General features: G+C 69.6%; 14 protein-coding genes and 3 tRNA genes. 12 read left to right on the plus strand and 5 right to left on the minus strand.

Going from position 1 to position 15,201, the window contains the following annotated elements; translation table 11 throughout:
- Positions 1-48 precede the first annotated feature (48 nt).
- Positions 49-324, plus strand: coding sequence for a hypothetical protein (locus tag ACHUEU_RS01895; protein ID WP_394214190.1), 276 nt, complete (start codon positions 49-51; stop codon positions 322-324).
- A gap of 78 nt (positions 325-402) precedes the next feature.
- Here ACHUEU_RS01895 and ACHUEU_RS01900 read toward each other — a convergent pair whose 3' ends face one another.
- Positions 403-2,964 carry a DEAD/DEAH box helicase gene (locus ACHUEU_RS01900; RefSeq protein ID WP_394214191.1) on the minus strand — a complete coding sequence of 854 codons (2,562 nt, stop codon included), beginning with the start codon at positions 2,962-2,964 and terminating at the stop codon, positions 403-405.
- 21 nt (positions 2,965-2,985) lie between these two features.
- Positions 2,986-3,975 carry a 3-methyladenine DNA glycosylase gene (locus ACHUEU_RS01905; RefSeq protein WP_394214192.1) on the minus strand — a complete coding sequence of 330 codons (990 nt, stop codon included), beginning with the start codon at positions 3,973-3,975 and terminating at the stop codon, positions 2,986-2,988.
- Positions 3,976-4,148: 173 nt separating this feature from the next.
- Here ACHUEU_RS01905 and ACHUEU_RS01910 point away from each other — a divergent pair, with 173 nt between their 5' ends.
- Positions 4,149-4,691: a DUF2199 domain-containing protein gene (locus ACHUEU_RS01910; protein ID WP_394214193.1), complete on the plus strand. Its 543-nt coding sequence runs from the start codon at positions 4,149-4,151 to the stop codon at positions 4,689-4,691.
- 108 nt (positions 4,692-4,799) lie between these two features.
- Here the strand turns inward: ACHUEU_RS01910 and ACHUEU_RS01915 are convergent, their stop codons facing one another.
- Positions 4,800-5,324, minus strand: coding sequence for a PH domain-containing protein (locus ACHUEU_RS01915; RefSeq protein ID WP_394214195.1), 525 nt, complete (start codon positions 5,322-5,324; stop codon positions 4,800-4,802).
- A gap of 161 nt (positions 5,325-5,485) precedes the next feature.
- Between ACHUEU_RS01915 and ACHUEU_RS01920 the strand changes: the two genes are divergently transcribed.
- Positions 5,486-6,502 carry a hypothetical protein gene (locus ACHUEU_RS01920; RefSeq protein WP_394214196.1) on the plus strand — a complete coding sequence of 339 codons (1,017 nt, stop codon included), beginning with the start codon at positions 5,486-5,488 and terminating at the stop codon, positions 6,500-6,502.
- 4 nt (positions 6,503-6,506) lie between these two features.
- Here the strand turns inward: ACHUEU_RS01920 and ACHUEU_RS01925 are convergent, their stop codons facing one another.
- The gene (locus tag ACHUEU_RS01925; protein ID WP_394214197.1) at positions 6,507-6,926 is read right to left on the minus strand and encodes a hypothetical protein; all 420 of its coding nucleotides are present in this window, start codon (positions 6,924-6,926) and stop codon (positions 6,507-6,509) included.
- 144 nt (positions 6,927-7,070) lie between these two features.
- Here ACHUEU_RS01925 and ACHUEU_RS01930 point away from each other — a divergent pair, with 144 nt between their 5' ends.
- From ACHUEU_RS01930 to ACHUEU_RS01955, 6 genes are all read left to right on the plus strand, one after another.
- The gene (locus ACHUEU_RS01930) at positions 7,071-7,847 is read left to right on the plus strand and encodes a fumarylacetoacetate hydrolase family protein (protein ID WP_394214198.1); all 777 of its coding nucleotides are present in this window, start codon (positions 7,071-7,073) and stop codon (positions 7,845-7,847) included.
- A 5-nt stretch (positions 7,848-7,852) separates the two neighbouring features.
- A complete protein-coding gene (gene gltX / locus ACHUEU_RS01935) occupies positions 7,853-9,415 on the plus strand; it encodes a glutamate--tRNA ligase (RefSeq protein ID WP_394214199.1) in 1,563 nt (520 codons plus the stop codon).
- 182 nt (positions 9,416-9,597) lie between these two features.
- A tRNA-Gln gene (locus ACHUEU_RS01940) sits at positions 9,598-9,669 on the plus strand.
- 35 nt (positions 9,670-9,704) lie between these two features.
- Positions 9,705-9,777 (plus strand) — tRNA-Glu (locus tag ACHUEU_RS01945).
- Between the two features lie 28 nt (positions 9,778-9,805).
- Positions 9,806-9,878: transfer RNA gene (locus ACHUEU_RS01950), tRNA-Glu, on the plus strand.
- A 101-nt stretch (positions 9,879-9,979) separates the two neighbouring features.
- A complete protein-coding gene (locus tag ACHUEU_RS01955; protein ID WP_394214200.1) occupies positions 9,980-10,798 on the plus strand; it encodes a universal stress protein in 819 nt (272 codons plus the stop codon).
- A gap of 24 nt (positions 10,799-10,822) precedes the next feature.
- Here the strand turns inward: ACHUEU_RS01955 and ACHUEU_RS01960 are convergent, their stop codons facing one another.
- Complete coding sequence (locus ACHUEU_RS01960; protein ID WP_096802871.1) at positions 10,823-11,557, minus strand: IclR family transcriptional regulator; 735 nt, start codon at positions 11,555-11,557, stop codon at positions 10,823-10,825.
- Positions 11,558-11,698: 141 nt separating this feature from the next.
- Between ACHUEU_RS01960 and leuC the strand changes: the two genes are divergently transcribed.
- The 3 genes from leuC to murA all read left to right on the plus strand — a co-directional run bounded on the left by leuC (position 11,699) and on the right by murA (position 15,199).
- A complete protein-coding gene (gene leuC / locus ACHUEU_RS01965) occupies positions 11,699-13,138 on the plus strand; it encodes a 3-isopropylmalate dehydratase large subunit (protein ID WP_394214201.1) in 1,440 nt (479 codons plus the stop codon).
- Positions 13,139-13,162: 24 nt separating this feature from the next.
- Complete coding sequence (leuD, locus tag ACHUEU_RS01970; protein ID WP_394214202.1) at positions 13,163-13,771, plus strand: 3-isopropylmalate dehydratase small subunit; 609 nt, start codon at positions 13,163-13,165, stop codon at positions 13,769-13,771.
- Positions 13,772-13,879: 108 nt separating this feature from the next.
- Positions 13,880-15,199 carry a UDP-N-acetylglucosamine 1-carboxyvinyltransferase gene (murA, locus tag ACHUEU_RS01975; RefSeq protein WP_394214203.1) on the plus strand — a complete coding sequence of 440 codons (1,320 nt, stop codon included), beginning with the start codon at positions 13,880-13,882 and terminating at the stop codon, positions 15,197-15,199.
- Positions 15,200-15,201 lie beyond the last annotated feature (2 nt).

Here is a 15,201-nt window from a genome sequence, read left to right on the forward strand (position 1 = left end):
CTGCGGACTTCCCTGACACCGCACCCCTTCCTCGAGAGGACGAATGTTGTGACTGCTGACAAGGATGTGACGAGTGCGGATGCTCGCCGCTGGACCGGTCGTGCCGCGAGACTTGCCGGGGGACTGACGCTGGGGGTGGCGCTGGGCATCGCCGGTGCCGGAGCGGCCTCGGCCGTCGAGATCAACCCGCAGAAGCCCTCCGTGCAGTCCGTGGAGATCAACCCGCAGTACGTGGAGATCAACCCCCAGGTGGAGATCAACCCCCAGGTGGAGATCAACCCCCAGGTGGAGATCAACCCCCAGGTGGAGATCAACCCGCAGTGATCCCCGCCTGAGCGGTCCCGCACGGCGGATCGCTCATCGCAGGCCGGCGCCCCTCGGGGTGCCGGCCTGCTGCGTCGCTCACGGCCGGCTCGAGGCCTCGCCGACGTGCGTGATGGCCAGCACCGGTTCGCCGCTCTCGTCGGTCGCCTCGAGGTCGAGCTCTGCCTCGATCGCCCAGTCGTGGTGGCCGTCGGGATCGGCGAACGCCTGGCGGATCCTCCACACCTTCGACTCCTCGGTGATCTGCAGCAGCTGCGGAGAGCGGGCCGGACCATCGATGCCCACGTGGTCATAGGTGTCGTAGTAGTCGTCCATCGCTGCGGCCCAGCGGGGACGATCCCAGCCGGAGTCGCCGTCGAGCTCCGCCAGACGCGCCTCCCGCTCGAAGGCGAAGTGCTCGATGCGCTGCCACATGGCGGCGCGCACCATCGTGCGCAGCACCTTGGTCTGTGCCGAGAGCCCCCGCGGGGTGCTGGGCCGGATCTCGGAGGCGCCGTCCTCCTCGAGGTCCTCCGGGTGGGTGAGGGCCTCCCACTCGTCCAGCAGCGAGGAGTCGATGCCCCGCACCAGCACGCCGAGCCACTCGATCATGTCCTCGAGGCCTTCGGTGCGCAGGTCCTGAGGGATGGTGCGGCGCATCGCCTGGTAGGCATCGGAGAGATAGCGCAGCACGATGCCCTCGGAGCGCTGCAGGCCGTAGCGCTGCACGAATTCGCTGAAGGTCTGCCCGGTCTCGTAGATCTCCCGGACCACCGACTTGGGGGAGAGGTCGTCCGCTCGCACCCAGGGCCGGGAGCGCGCATAGATCTCCAGCGCCCCCTCCAGATCCTCCTCGAGCGGCTTCGGCCAGGACACCTCGTCCAACCGCGCCATCCGCTCGGTGTATTCGACCCCGTCGGCCTTGAGCTCTCCCAGCAGCTCGCCCTTGGCGGCGTTCTGCTGGGCGAGCAGGATCTGGCGGGGGTCCTCGAGGATCGCCTCGATGATCGAGACGGTGTCCAGGGTGAGGGACTCGGACTCCTCGTCCAGGGAGTCGATCATCGCGATCGCGAAGGGCGCCAGCGGCTGGTTCATGGTGAAGTCCAGCTGCAGGTCCTCAACCAGTGCGAACCGTCGGCCGAGGTGGTCCGGCTCCTCGAGCACTTCGATGATCTCCGCATCCCGCAGCCCGCGGAAGATCTCCACCGCGTCCTTGACCAGCGCGAGCTTCTGACCCGAGGTCTGATGGCTGGTCATGATCAGGTGCCGGCCAGAGGCGATCGCATCCCCCGGCCGTGAGATCAGGGCCAGCACCATGGCGGCGGTGATCTTCAGATGCGGCCGCAGCGATTCGGGGGCGTTCTCGACCAGCTTGGTCATGGTCGCCTCGGACCAGGAGATCGCGCCCTCGGGGATCCGGGGCTTGGGCTCCTTCTTGCGCTTCTTGGCGTTGTTGGAGACCTTGCCGGCCTCCTCCCGCAGCCGATGCTTGGCCCGCTCCTTCTCGAACTCGATGGTCCAGGTCGGCGCCTGCACCACCACGTGGCCGATGGTGTCGTACCCGGCGCGCCCCGCACGCCCCGCGATCTGGTGGAACTCCCGCGCGTTCAGCAGGCGCATCCGCTTGCCGTCGAACTTCGCCAGCCCGGTCAGCAGCACGGTGCGGATCGGCACGTTGATGCCCACGCCGAGGGTGTCGGTGCCGCAGATGATCTTCAGCAGCCCGGACTGGGCGAGCTTCTCCACCAGGCGCCGGTACTTCGGGAGCATCCCGGCGTGATGGACACCGATGCCCTCGCGCACCAGGCGGGAGAGGATCTGGCCGAAGCCCTTGGAGAAGCGGAAGTCTCCGATGATCTCGCGGATCTGCTCCTTCTCCCCGGGGCCGAGGATCTTCTGGCCCTGCAGCGCCTGGGCCTGCTCGAGAGCATCCTTCTGGGTGAAGTGGACGATGTAGACGGGGGCATCACGATCGGTGAGGATCGTCTGGATCGTCTCCGGCAGCGGCTCGAGGGACCAGCGGAAGTCCAGCGGCACGGGGCGCGGGGCGTCGTCGATGACGCTCACGTCCCGCTCGGTGCGCTCGGTGAGGTCCTCGACGAAGCGCGACACATCGCCCAGGGTCGCGCTCATCAGCACGAACTGGCAGTCGGGCAGCTCGACCAGCGGCACCTGCCAGGCCCAGCCGCGCTGCGGGTCGCCGTAGTAGTGGAACTCGTCCATCACCGCCAGTCCCACCTCGCTGCCCGGGCCGTCGCGCAGGGCATGGTTGGCGAAGATCTCGGCGGTGCACACGATGATCGGGGCGTCGTGGTTGACCGCCGAATCACCGGTCATCATGCCCACGTTCTCGGCCCCGAACTGGGAGACCAGATCGAAGAACTTCTCGCTCACCAGCGCCTTGATCGGCGCCGTGTAGTAGGAGCGCTCCCCACGGGCCATCGCGGCGAAGAGCGCGGAGTACGCGATCGTGGTCTTCCCGGACCCGGTGGGGGTGGCGGCGATGACGTGGTCGCCGGCCGCGATCGCCAGCAGCGCCTCCTCCTGGTGCGGGTACAGGGTGCGGCCGACGGACTCCTGGGCCTCGATGAAGCCGTCGACGATCGCGTCCTGTCCGGCATCGGCGGAGCTCTCGGGCACGAACGGCATCAGGATCGACATGCTCCCAGTCTGCCAGGGCACTCAGCCGGTGGCGGACTCCCTGGTCACATCAGGGCGTTCCGCCACGAGCGGCGCGACCGCCGTCAGCAGCCGCTCCCGCAGCACGTCGGCCCTCGCGGCCAGCGCCCGCTGACGCCGCACGTACTCGGCCTTGCCCGCGGGCGTCTCGATCGGCACCACCCCGTAGCCGAGCGGTCGCACGTCATACGGGCTCGCCTCCATGTCCAGCACCCGGGTCTCGCGGGCGTGCTCGAAGCAGTCCAGCACCAGCGAGGAGGGCACCAGCGGCGTGAGCTTCATGGCCCACTTGTACAGATCCATCCCGACGTGCAGGCATGCCGGGTTGTCGTTCTGAACCTGGGAGGCGCGAGTGGGCTCCAGCGCATTGCGCGGGGCAGCGGACGGGGTGAAGAAGCGGAAGGCGTCGAGGTGGGAGCACACCAGCTTCTCCCGTTCCACCACCGCATCGGTCTGCGCCGGGGAGAGCCGCAGCGGCAGGTCCTCATGGCGCTGCTGGCCGTCGGGCACGCGGTGCACCATCGCCCACTCATGGAGACCGAAGCAGCCGAACTCCGGCCGCCTCCGCGTGAGCGAGGACGCCGACAGCAGCCGGGTCATGAAGTCGAGCGCATCGGCGCGCTCGGTGACGTATCGCGTGACGTCGGCCCGACGCTGGGGCTCCGGGCCGGAGGGCCCCCCGGAGGTGTCCCGATACCAGGAGCGGTGCCCGGAGCCGTCGACGTCTGTGATCAGGCTCGACCCCTCCTCGTCCACATCGGCCGCCGGGTCATAGGCGACCTCCCATCCCGGATGCCAGCGGCGCAGGCGGGCGGGGGAAAAGGGGTAGTAGGTGAACAGGAAATCCTCGACCGCATGTTTCTCGCCGCGGGCCCTGCGCTCTCGGTGAGCGGCGGTGAGGGCATCGGCTCGCGCCTCGTGCGCGCGTCGAGCGATCGTGACCTGTGCGCTCGAGAGCACCCGCACCGGAGCGACGAGGGTCGAGCTGCTCACGGGGCCTCCTGGCGTGCGGGATGGACAAGGGCACCATCCTACGAGCCCCCACGATCCCTCCCCATGCGGTGCTCGTCCACATCGGGACGCCCCTCGTGGCCCCGGCCCACCGGCGGTTCCTAGCGTGGTCGCCATCGAGCGGCAGGGTGTCGCTGGTGGGGAGGGCGATCCAGATGCCAGGCATCGACTACGACTGCGCGGGCTGCGGCCGCCGCCACACGGGGGCGGACGGCACCGAGGACAACCCGTGGCCGCTGATCGAGTTCGGCCGTCCCGCGGCGTTCCTGCGGATGAGCCCCTGGGAGCAGCTGATGCGCACCCGGTCCACGGACGAGCTGTGCCTGATCGACAACGGCCGCTCGGTCGACTGCTTCCTGACGGGGTTCCTGTCCCTCGCCGTGCATGGGGGTGGGTCGCGGCTGATCTATGTGCCGTGGGTGCAGGTGGACGAGAACGACTACCTCGACCTGGTGGAGCACTGGGAGCATCCGCGCTACCGCGGTGACTTCCGCGGCACGCTCGCCAGCGAGCTCCCCGGTCATGGGGGCTCGTTGTCGGTGCCGGTGCGGGTGAGCGCCCCCGGCCGGCTGCCTCCGGTGATCACGCCGGAGGCGGGGTGCGGGCATCCGCTGGTTCAGGAAGCGCGCGAGGGCATCAGCAGGCGGGAGGCCGAGCTGCGGATCCGTTCGATGCTGCTGGAGGACCCCGCGTGCTGAGCGCGCAGATCATCGCGACGATCGTGCGTGCCCCGGTCCCGGACGAGCCGATGCACAGCGCGCTGTGCGGCAGCTCCCGGCCGAACTCGGCGATGCCGGCGACTCGGGTCAGAGGGCCCCGTGCAGCCAGCGGCGGTGGGTGTCGATCGCGGCGCGCGCTGGGCGTGCCGGCTGCAGCAGATCCGGGCCGTGGTCGAATGTCGATTCTCCGCGGTACAGCGCGAAGCGAGAACCGGTCAGTGCGATCGTCACCCGCCTGCCGTCCCTGGTGACGATCACGACGGCACCGCGATTCATCAGCGAGCGGTCGATCTCGACAAGTGCCACCTCCGGCCAGTCGAGGCGACGTGTCCGGAGATATCCGCGCACCTCCATCCCTCTGGTCGTCACCGAGAAGGCAGGATGCAGCAGCAGGCCGATTGCCCCGCCGAGGACGACGAGCATCACCAGAGCGGCAGCCGCGAGGAGGAGATGCGGCCGCTCTGGGACCAGCAGGGCCAGGAGCATTCCTCCCAGCAGGGAGATCGCGAGGATCGCCAGAACGGCTCCGATCAGGACCTTGAACGGGATCGAGGGTCCGGCGCGATAGACGAGCCTCGGCTCGCCCGCACGGCCTGATCCGGGTGTGCTCACGATGGGGTTCCTTGCCTCGACGAGTGACGGCGCACATCGTATCGGGGAGGCGATGGGGAGTTCTCGCCGTAGCGACGGTCGCGCCTGCCTGCCCAGGATCGCCATGACGACGGACGGCACGCCCCCGCAGTGGTGTGCAGATCGAGGGGGAGGTGACGGCGATGGCGTTTCTCGGGGCGGACACGGGGCAGCTGCGCGATCAGGGCACGACGACCAGGGACGGCGCTCGACGGCTCGAGGAGCTGTGCGAGGCGTTGGACGGGGCGGTGCGTGCGATCGAGTGGACCGGCCCCGACGCGGACGACTTCCGCCGGCTCTGGGAGGGTCAGGTGCGCTCCCGGGGCAGGGGTGCCTGCGAGCAGCTGGATCAGCGTGCCGTCCGGCTGGAGGAGGAGGCGGACGAGCAGGACACCTGCAGCGACGACGGATCGGGCGAGAGCGGGTCTGGCGGGTGGGCCGAGCCGGGCGGGTCGCCGTGGGACAGCTTCCAGGACTGGCTCGAGCACTATGAGGCGAAGGAGAGTGACGGCTTCTTCGGCGATCTGCTGGGCGGCCCCGAAGCGGGCTACTGGGGGAACCTCGGGTGGAGCGGGGCGTCGATCACCGGGGACATCGCCGGACTCGTTCCGGAGCCGACGGGCGTCGCCGCCGGGATCGGTCTCTACGACGCCGCCCAGTCCTTCCAGGACGGTGACCCCTTCGGCGCCTTCGACGGTCTCGTGACCGCAGGGATCAATATCCTCGACATCCCCGCCGGGGCGCTCTCCGTTGTCCCGTACCCTCCCGCGAAGCTCGTGGGGGAAGGGGTGGGGATCGCCACGGGATCGCTGGACATGGCCTGGTCCGCCATCACCGCACAGGCGCAGATCTCGGCGATCGCGGGTGGACCCGGTGACGGATCCGCGAGCCGCTTCATGATGGAGATGCCCGGGTGGGGTCTCGAGCAGATGACGGGGAACACCGTCCTCTCCGACGCCACCCGTAGCGGGGCGGGAGGTGTGGAGGAGGGCTTCGGCTGGGGGTCCGAGACCATCCGTGACGCCGTCCCGACCATCGATCCGATCCTCGATCTGCCCCAGCACGTCGTGGAGAATGTGATCCCGTCGGGCGGGCAGGACTGGATCGAGGGCACGGCGACGGACGCGAACGAGTGGATCCGCGATCGTATGCCGTGGTGACAGCTCAGGCCTTCGGGAAGCCCCCGGTGAGGACCTCCGCCAGCAGGTCATCTCGCTCCCGGGAGCTCACCACCGAGGCTTCGAGCGCACTTCGGGTGAGAGCGAGCCGGTCCTCGTCCTCGGTCGACCGGAGCACGACGGAGCCCGAGGGGAGGGTCCCGAGCCACAGCGTCTCCTCGGCCCCATCGGAACCGTCGAAGACGTCGAGGCGTCGCACCGCCGCCGATCCGTCGATGCCGAGCGCGGTGCTCACCTCCTCCCAGCCTCCCGAGATGATGCCCTGGGCCTCGCCTCGCTCGGCAACGTTCTCATCGTCGTCCTCGAGCAGGCTGCGCATCGCGCGCAGTGCGGATCCCGCGTCCTGCTCGCGGCTGAGGGTGACCCGCCGTCGCGAGGCTGCTCGACGGGCGATGATGCCCGTCACGACCAGACCGGCCCGCACGGCGGAGCCATCGCCGATCCGGGTGCGGCTCTCGAGCGTCGCGAGGGCCGCCTCGGGCGCGGTGAGGCCGCGGGCGCTCTGAGTCGGGAGAGGTGCTCCTGCGGGGCGACCACCTAGACTGACCGCATGCGCATCGCTCGATTCACCACCGGTGACGACCCCATGTACGGCATCGTCCAGTCCAAGGACGGCCAGGACATGGTCTACGGGATCACCGGCGACCCCCTGTACACAGAGATCCGCCCCACGGGCACGATCGTGCCGCTTCAGGACGTGCGCCTGTTGGCGCCCGTCATCCCGCGCTCGAAGGTGGTGTGCGTCGGCAAGAACTATGCCGCCCATGCCGCAGAGATGGGTGGTGAGGTGCCGGAGCAGGCACTGTTCTTCCTCAAGCCCAACACCGCCGTCGTCGGCCCCGGCGACCCGGTCGTGATGCCCGACTACTCCGAGGAGGTCAGCCTCGAGGCGGAGCTCGCCGTCGTCATCAAGCGGATGGCCAAGGACCTCACCCCCGAGCAGGTCGCGGGCCATGTGCTCGGCTTTACCTGCGCCAACGACCTCACCGCGCGGGACGCCCAGCGTGCGGAGAACCAGTGGTTCCGCGCCAAGGCCTTCGACACCTCCTGCCCGATCGGCCCCTGGATCGAGACCGATCTGGACCATTCGTCCCTCGCGATCTCCAGCGCCGTCGACGGCGAGACCGCCCAGCAGGGCTCCACCGCGGACATGGTCCGCTCCGTCGCCGAGCTGGTCGCCGAGATCTCCTCCGTCGTCACCCTGCTGCCCGGCGACCTGGTGCTCACCGGCACTCCCGCCGGCGTGCGCACCGTCCCCGCCGGCTCCACCGTCGACATCACCATCGAAGGCATCGGCACGCTGTCGAACCCCATCGTGCGCCGCTGAGCGGCATGTCGATCCCCACCGTCCCCACCGTTCCAGGAGTCCCTCGCGTGACCACCAGCCCTGCCCCGAGCCCCACCCCGACCGAGGAGGTCCGGGTCCGTTTCTGTCCCAGTCCCACCGGCACCCCGCATGTGGGGATGGTGCGCACCGCCCTGTTCAACTGGGCGCACGCCCGCCACCACGGCGGCAAGCTCATCTTCCGGATCGAGGACACCGACGCCGCTCGCGACAGCGAGGAGTCCTACCATCAGCTGCTCGAGGCGATGCGCTGGCTCGGGATCGACTGGGACGAGGGCGTCGAGGTGGGCGGGCCGGACGGTCCCTACCGCCAGTCCCAGCGAGGAGACATCTACCAGGGCGTGATCGAGAAGCTCAAGGCCTCCGGCCACATCTACGAGTCCTTCTCCACCGCGGAGGAGATCGTCGAGCGGCACAAGGCGGCGGGCCGCGACCCGCAGCTGGGCTATGACGGCTTCGACCGCGAGCTCACCGAGGCGCAGAAGGCGGCCTTCCGCGCGGAGGGGCGCGAACCCACCTGGCGTCTGCGGATGCCCCAGGAGGATCTCACCTTCACCGACATGGTGCGCGGCGAGATCACCTTCAGGGCCGGCTCCACCCCGGACTTCGTGGTCGTGCGTGCCAACGGGAAGCCGCTCTACACGCTGGTGAACCCGATCGACGACGCCCTCATGCGGATCACGCACGTGCTGCGCGGTGAGGACATCCTGTCCTCCACCCCGCGGCAGATCGCCCTCTACCGGGCACTGATCGAGATCGGTGTCGCCGAGCGGGTCCCGGAGTTCGGCCACCTGCCGTACGTGATGGGGGAGGGGAACAAGAAGCTCTCCAAGCGCGATCCGCAGGCCGACCTGTTCCACTACCGGGACCAGGGCTTCACCCCCGAGGGAATGGTCAACTACCTCGCACTGCTGGGCTGGGGCTACAGCGCCGACGAGGATATCTTCAGCCGCGAGCAGCTCGTCGAGCGCTTCGACGCCTCGGAGGTGAACCCGAACCCGGCCCGCGTCGACCTCAAGAAGGCCACCGCGATCAACGCCGACCACATCCGGCTGCTGCCGGAGGCGGAGCTCGCCGAGCGGCTGCTCCCGTACCTCCGGGCCGCAGGGGTGCTGGGCGAGCAGATCACCGCGGAGCAGCATGCGCTGGTCGGTGCGGCCACCCCGTTGGTCCAGACCCGCATGAACCTGCTCAGCGAGGCGCCGGACCTGATGGGCTTCCTGTTCATCGCCGACGAGGACCTGGTGGTCCAGGACGAGGCGCTGAAGAAGCTCGGCGATGATCCGGTCGCCGTGCTCGACCGGGCCATCAGCGAGATCGAGGCCGTCCGCGAGGACTCCTTCGCCGCCGCCGCGCTCGAGGAGGTGCTCCGGGCGGCGATCATCGAGGAGATGGGCATCAAGCCGCGCCTGGCCTTCGGGCCGCTGCGCAGCGCGATCTCGGGCCGCCGGATCTCCCCGCCGCTGTTCGAGTCGATGGAGCTGCTGGGCAGGGCCTCGAGCCTGGCGCGGCTGCGCTCCCTGCGAGACCGCCTCGCCGCGGAGGCCTGAGCGCCGAGGCGCTGTGGGGCGGGGTGCTCAGCCTCACAGCGCCAGGCGCCCGTCTCGCTTTGTCATGGCGAGGAAGACCCGGTAGAGTCTTACCTCGGTACGGCAAGGAAGTTCGGCCCGGAAAGTCCCCGGAATTCACTCGGGAAACTGATCGGGAAGAGCGGAAAAACGTGCTCTCACCATGGGGTATGGTGTAATTGGCAACACAGCGGTTTCTGGTACCGTCGTTCTAGGTTCGAGTCCTGGTACCCCAGCGCTTCGCGGCTTCTTCGGAAGTCGCGCAGTCCGCGCCCCGTTCGTCTAGCGGCCCAGGACGCCGCCCTCTCACGGCGGTAACACCGGTTCAAATCCGGTACGGGGTACGATGCGAGATCGCAAGGTCTCGCTCCGGCCCCGTTCGTCTAGCGGCCTAGGACGTCGCCCTCTCACGGCGGTAACACCGGTTCAAATCCGGTACGGGGTACGAATGAGGAGCCGGCACCTTCGGGTGTCGGCTTCTTCTGCATTCCGCTGCATTTCTCTGCTTTCCGGGCGCTATTGCGCGCCACGGAGTATCGTCGTGATATGGAACACAGCACTGCTCCCCGCATCACGGTCGGTGTGTTCGATGCCGACGAGTCCGATCACGCGGTCCGCTGGGCCGCTCGCCACGCCGCCGCCGTCGGCGGCAGCCTCCATCTCGTCCACGCCTTCGTCTGGACCGAGCTCGACGTCAACATCGACCCGATCTCCGGGTTGGCCGGCTCGGGATTCCGTGGGGCCGCCCACACCTTGATCCAGGACGCGGTCGCGCTCGTGCACGAGACCGGGGTCGAGGTCCCGGTGACCTCCGAGATCGTCGACGGCAATGCGGTGCCGGTGCTGGTCGAGGCCAGTGAGGAAGCAGATCTGCTGGTGCTCGGCGGGCGCGGCATGGGGCGATTGATGACGCTGATCGTCGGCTCCAAGTCGCTGGCACTGGCGGCGCGGGCCCACTGCCCGGTGGTGGTGGTGCGGGGCAGGATCGACGGGCGCGGCCCCATCGGGCTGGTCCACCACGACCTCTCCACCGAGGTGGTCGCGCGCGCGGCGGACCTCGCCGAGGCCTACGGGCGCGACATCCACCTGGTGGTGCGACCGGAGACCACACCGGAGGAGGCCCAGGAGATCCTCGCCGGCACCGCGCAGCGGATCGCCCTGACCCACCCCTCGGTGTTCGTCAAAGATGTCACGATCGCCGCTTCGGACAACCCCAAGCAGCTGATCCGGGCCAGCGAGGACGCCAGCGTGATGGTGGTCGCGGGGGAGCGCTCACCCGGTGCCGGGGGCAAGGTCGCCGCACCGCGGCAGCTGGTCAACGTGCTGCGCTTCGCGAACACCCCGGTCTGGATCGAACGGGACTGAGCCGCCTCCGGGCCGGCCGGGAGCTCAGGAGCCTGCGCGACGCAGCAGCTCGGTGAGATGGTTCGCCGAGCTCATCACCGAGGCGGCGTGCAGCCGTCCGGGCTGGCGGGTGATCCGCTCGATCGGTCCGGAGATGCTCAGCGCCGCGACCACCCGGCCGTTGGGTCCGCGCACCGGGGCGGAGACGGACCCCACCCCGGGCTCGCGCTCACCGATCGACTGCGCCCAGCCGCGGCGGCGCACGGCCGAGAGCTGGGTGGCGGTGAAGCGGGCCCCGAGCAGACCGCGATGCAGCCGATCCGGCTCCTCCCAGGCCAGCAGGATCTGGGCCGCGGAGCCCGCGCGCATGGTCAGCGCCGCCCCCAGCGGTACGGAATCCCGCAGGCCGATCGGCCGTTCGGCGGCGGCCACGCAGATGCGGTGGTCGCCCTGACGACGATAGAGCTGGGCGGATTCCCCGGTGTGGTCCCGCAGCGCTGCCAGCACGGGGCCGGCCGAGGCCAGCAGCCGGTCCTCGCCGGCTGCGGCGGCCAGCTCGCCCAGGCGCGGGCCGAGGATGAATCGGCCCTGCATGTCCCGCGCGACCAGATGGTGGAATTCGAGCGCCACCGCGAGCCGGTGGGCGGTGGGCCGGGCGAGGCCGGTCGACTGCACGAGCTGGGCGAGTGTCGCGGGACCCGCCTCCAGGGCGCCGAGCACTGTCGCCGCCTTGTCGAGCACCCCGACGCCGCTGCCGTTCTCCTCCGAGGTCTTGTCCATGGTCCGATACTGCCGTCTTATTGTGTGAGACGCAAGTGCGTCGCATCGTGGACCGGCACACCATGGAGTGAGCGCTCGCACCCCGAGCGCTGCTCAGCATTCAGGATCGTGCCCCCACGACGGGCGCAGGGAAGGATCGACATGGCGGGGACCCTCGCGGAGAAGGTCTGGGCGGATCACGTGGTCCGCCGCGGTGAGAACGGCGAGCCGGACCTGCTGTACATCGACCTCCAGCTGCTCCACGAGGTCACCAGCCCGCAGGCCTTCGACGGCCTGCGTCAGGAGGGCCGGACCCCGCGCCGCCTCGACCAGACGATCGCGACCGAGGACCACAACACCCCCACGATCGACATCGACAAGCCGATCGCGGACATCACCTCGCGCACCCAGATCGACACCCTGCGCCGCAATGCCGAGGAGTTCGGCGTGCGCATCCACTCCCTGGGGGACAAGGAGCAGGGGATCGTGCACGTCGTCGGCCCGCAGCTGGGGCTGACGATGCCGGGCGTCACCGTCGTCTGCGGCGACTCCCACACCTCGACCCACGGCGCCTTCGGCGCGCTCGCCTTCGGCATCGGCACCAGCGAGGTCGAGCACGTGCTGGCCACCCAGACCCTCCCGCTGAACCCCTTCAAGACCATGGCGATCACCGTCACCGGGTCCCTGAAGCCGGGCGTCACCGCCAAGGACATCATCCTCGCGGTGATCGCGAAGATCGGCACCGGCGGCGGTGCGGGATATGTGCTCGAGTTTCGCGGCGAGGCGATCCGCGCGCTCTCCATGGAGGGCCGCATGACGATCTGCAACATGTCGATCGAGGCCGGCGCGCGTGCCGGCATGATCGCCCCCGACGAGACCACCTTCGAGTACGTCAAGGGCCGCCCCCACGCCCCGCAGGGCGAGGACTGGGACACGGCGGTCGAGCACTGGAGGACGCTGCGCACCGACGACGACGCCACCTTCGACGCCGAGGTGGTCATCGACGCGGACACCCTCGAGCCCTTCGTCACCTGGGGCACCAACCCCGGCCAGGGCCTGCCGCTGTCCGGCCGGGTCCCCGCCCCGGAGGACTTCACCGACGACAGCTCCCGCCACGCCGCCGAGCGCGCCCTGGAGTACATGGATCTCGTCCCCGGCACGCTGCTGAAGGACATCAGGGTCGACACCGTGTTCATGGGCTCGTGCACCAACGGCCGCATCGAGGACCTGCGCGCCTTCGCCTCCGTGCTCGAGGGACGCACCAAGCATCCGGACGTGCGGGTGCTGGTGGTGCCGGGCTCGGCGCGGGTGCGCCTGCAGGCCGAGCAGGAGGGTCTGGACGCGGTGTTCCTCGCCTTCGGCGCCGAGTGGCGTCAGGCCGGCTGCTCGATGTGCCTGGGCATGAACCCGGACCAGCTGGCGCCGGGGGAGCGCGCCGCCTCCACCTCCAACCGCAACTTCGAGGGCCGCCAGGGCAAGGGCGGACGCACTCACCTGGTCTCACCGGTGGTGGCCGCGGCCACCGCCGTGCGCGGCACCCTGTCCTCCCCGTCGGACCTCGGCGCGGATGCCGCGCCCTCCGACCTCCAGCCCGTCGCCTGATCCGCCACTCCAGGAGTCCCCGACATGGAAGCCTTCACCACCCACACCGGCATCGGCGTCCCGCTGCGTCGCAGCAACGTCGACACCGACCAGATCATCCCCGCCGTCTACCTCAAGCGCGTCACCAAGACGGGCTTCGACGACGGCCTGTTCCACGCCTGGCGCACGAACGACCCCGAGTTCGTGCTGAACCAGCCCGCCTACGCGAAGGGCTCGGTCCTGGTGGCCGGCCCGGACTTCGGCACCGGCTCCTCCCGCGAGCACGCCGTCTGGGCGCTGCGTGACTACGGCTTCAAGGCGGTTCTCTCCACGCGCTTCGCGGAGATCTTCCGCGGCAACGCGGGCAAGCAGGGCCTGGTCGCGGGCATCCTCTCCCAGGACGACATCGAGCAGCTGTGGAAGATCCTCGAGGAGAATCCCGGCACCGAGGTCACCGTGGATCTCGAGAACCGGCAGGCCCATGCCGGGGACAGCACCTTCCGCTTCGAGATCGACGACTACACCCGCTGGCGCCTGATGGAGGGCCTCGACGACATCGGCCTGACCCTGCGCCATGAGCAGGACATCACCGCCTTCGAGGCGACGCGCCCTTCCTGGATGCCGAAGACCCTGCCCGCCCGCACCGCCGACTGAGGTCCGCCGCCGGGCATCCGCCTGCAGGCCCCCACCGGGTCGCTCCGGTATGGTGACCCGGTCAGAGAGGGGCGTCCGCGGACGTCCGACCGTCGAGGCAAGGACACCATGAGTTCGACATTCCATGTGCGCGGAGGACGCCCGCTCGACGGTGAGATCACCGTGCGCGGGGCGAAGAACCTGGTCTCGAAGGCGATGGTCGCCGCCCTCCTCGGCGAGGGCCCCAGCATCCTGCGCTCGGTGCCCGACATCAGCGACGTCCGGATCGTCTCGAACCTGCTGTCGATCCACGGTGTCAAGGTCGAGCACGATGTCGCCGCGGGCACGCTGCGGATGGATCCCTCGAACGTCGAGCGCGCGCACGTCGTGGACATCGACGCGCACGCCGGCAGCTCACGCATCCCGATCCTCTTCTGCGGGCCGCTGCTGCACCGGCTGGGCGAGGCGATCATCCCCGATCTCGGGGGCTGCCGGATCGGGGACCGCCCGATCAACTACCACCTCGATGTGCTGCGCAGCTTCGGGGCGGTGGTGGACAAGCGGGATGTGGGCATCTACATCACCGCACCGGACGGCCTGCGCGGCACCAAGATCCATCTCGAGTACCCCAGCGTGGGCGCGACCGAACAGGTGCTGCTCACGGCGGTCCGGGCGCAGGGCATCACCGAGCTCACGGGCGCCGCGGTCGAGCCGGAGATCGAGGACCTCATCGCGGTGCTGCAGAAGATGGGTGCGCTCATCTCGCTGCAGACCGACCGCACGATCACCATCGAGGGCGTCGAGACCCTGGGGGGCTATCAGCACTCGGCGCTGGGTGACCGCATCGAGGCCGGGTCCTGGGCCTGCGCCGCCCTGGTGACCAAGGGCGACGTCTTCGTGCGCGGCGCCCAGCAGAAGCCGATGGCGACCTTCCTCAACGTCTTCCGCAAGGTGGGCGGCGGGATGGAGATCCGCGAGGACGGCATCCGCTTCTTCCATCCCGGCACACCCCTGAAGGCGATCGCCCTGGAGACCGACGTGCATCCCGGCTTCATGACCGACTGGCAGCAGCCGCTGGTGGTCGCGCTCACGCAGGCCGACGGCATCTCCATCCTCCACGAGACCGTCTACGAGAACCGACTGGGATTCACCTCGGCGCTGAACGACATGGGCGCCCGCATCCAGGTGTACCGCGAATGTCTGGGTGGCTCGAGCTGCCGCTTCGGTCGCAGCAACTTCAAGCACTCCGCGGTCGTCTCCGGTCCCCACGCCCTCCACGGCGCCGATATCACGGTGCCGGACCTGCGCGGCGGCTTCTCCTACCTGATCGCCGCGCTCGGCGCCGAGGGGACCTCCACCATCCGTGGCATCGACCTCATCGATCGTGGCTACGAGTCCTTCCGGGAGAAGCTCTCGGCGCTCGGTGCCGAGTACTGGGAAGAGGGCTGAGG

Source organism: Brachybacterium vulturis, from assembly GCF_043641765.1.
Classification (GTDB): Bacteria; Actinomycetota; Actinomycetes; order Actinomycetales; family Dermabacteraceae; genus Brachybacterium; species Brachybacterium vulturis_A.

Excerpts from the sequence above, each read along its gene's own strand:
- gltX (WP_394214199.1), top strand. The coding sequence starts at position 7,853 with ATGTCGATCCCCACCGTCCCCACCGTTCCAGGAGTCCCTCGCGTGACC.
- ACHUEU_RS01930 (WP_394214198.1), top strand. The coding sequence starts at position 7,071 with ATGCGCATCGCTCGATTCACCACCGGTGACGACCCCATGTACGGCATC.
- ACHUEU_RS01910 (WP_394214193.1), top strand. The coding sequence starts at position 4,149 with ATGCCAGGCATCGACTACGACTGCGCGGGCTGCGGCCGCCGCCACACG.
- leuD (WP_394214202.1), top strand. The coding sequence starts at position 13,163 with ATGGAAGCCTTCACCACCCACACCGGCATCGGCGTCCCGCTGCGTCGC.
- murA (WP_394214203.1), top strand. The coding sequence starts at position 13,880 with ATGAGTTCGACATTCCATGTGCGCGGAGGACGCCCGCTCGACGGTGAG.
- ACHUEU_RS01955 (WP_394214200.1), top strand. The coding sequence starts at position 9,980 with ATGGAACACAGCACTGCTCCCCGCATCACGGTCGGTGTGTTCGATGCC.
- ACHUEU_RS01960 (WP_096802871.1), bottom strand. The coding sequence starts at position 11,557 with ATGGACAAGACCTCGGAGGAGAACGGCAGCGGCGTCGGGGTGCTCGAC.
- ACHUEU_RS01920 (WP_394214196.1), top strand. The coding sequence starts at position 5,486 with ATGGCGTTTCTCGGGGCGGACACGGGGCAGCTGCGCGATCAGGGCACG.
- ACHUEU_RS01900 (WP_394214191.1), bottom strand. The coding sequence starts at position 2,964 with ATGTCGATCCTGATGCCGTTCGTGCCCGAGAGCTCCGCCGATGCCGGA.
- leuC (WP_394214201.1), top strand. The coding sequence starts at position 11,699 with ATGGCGGGGACCCTCGCGGAGAAGGTCTGGGCGGATCACGTGGTCCGC.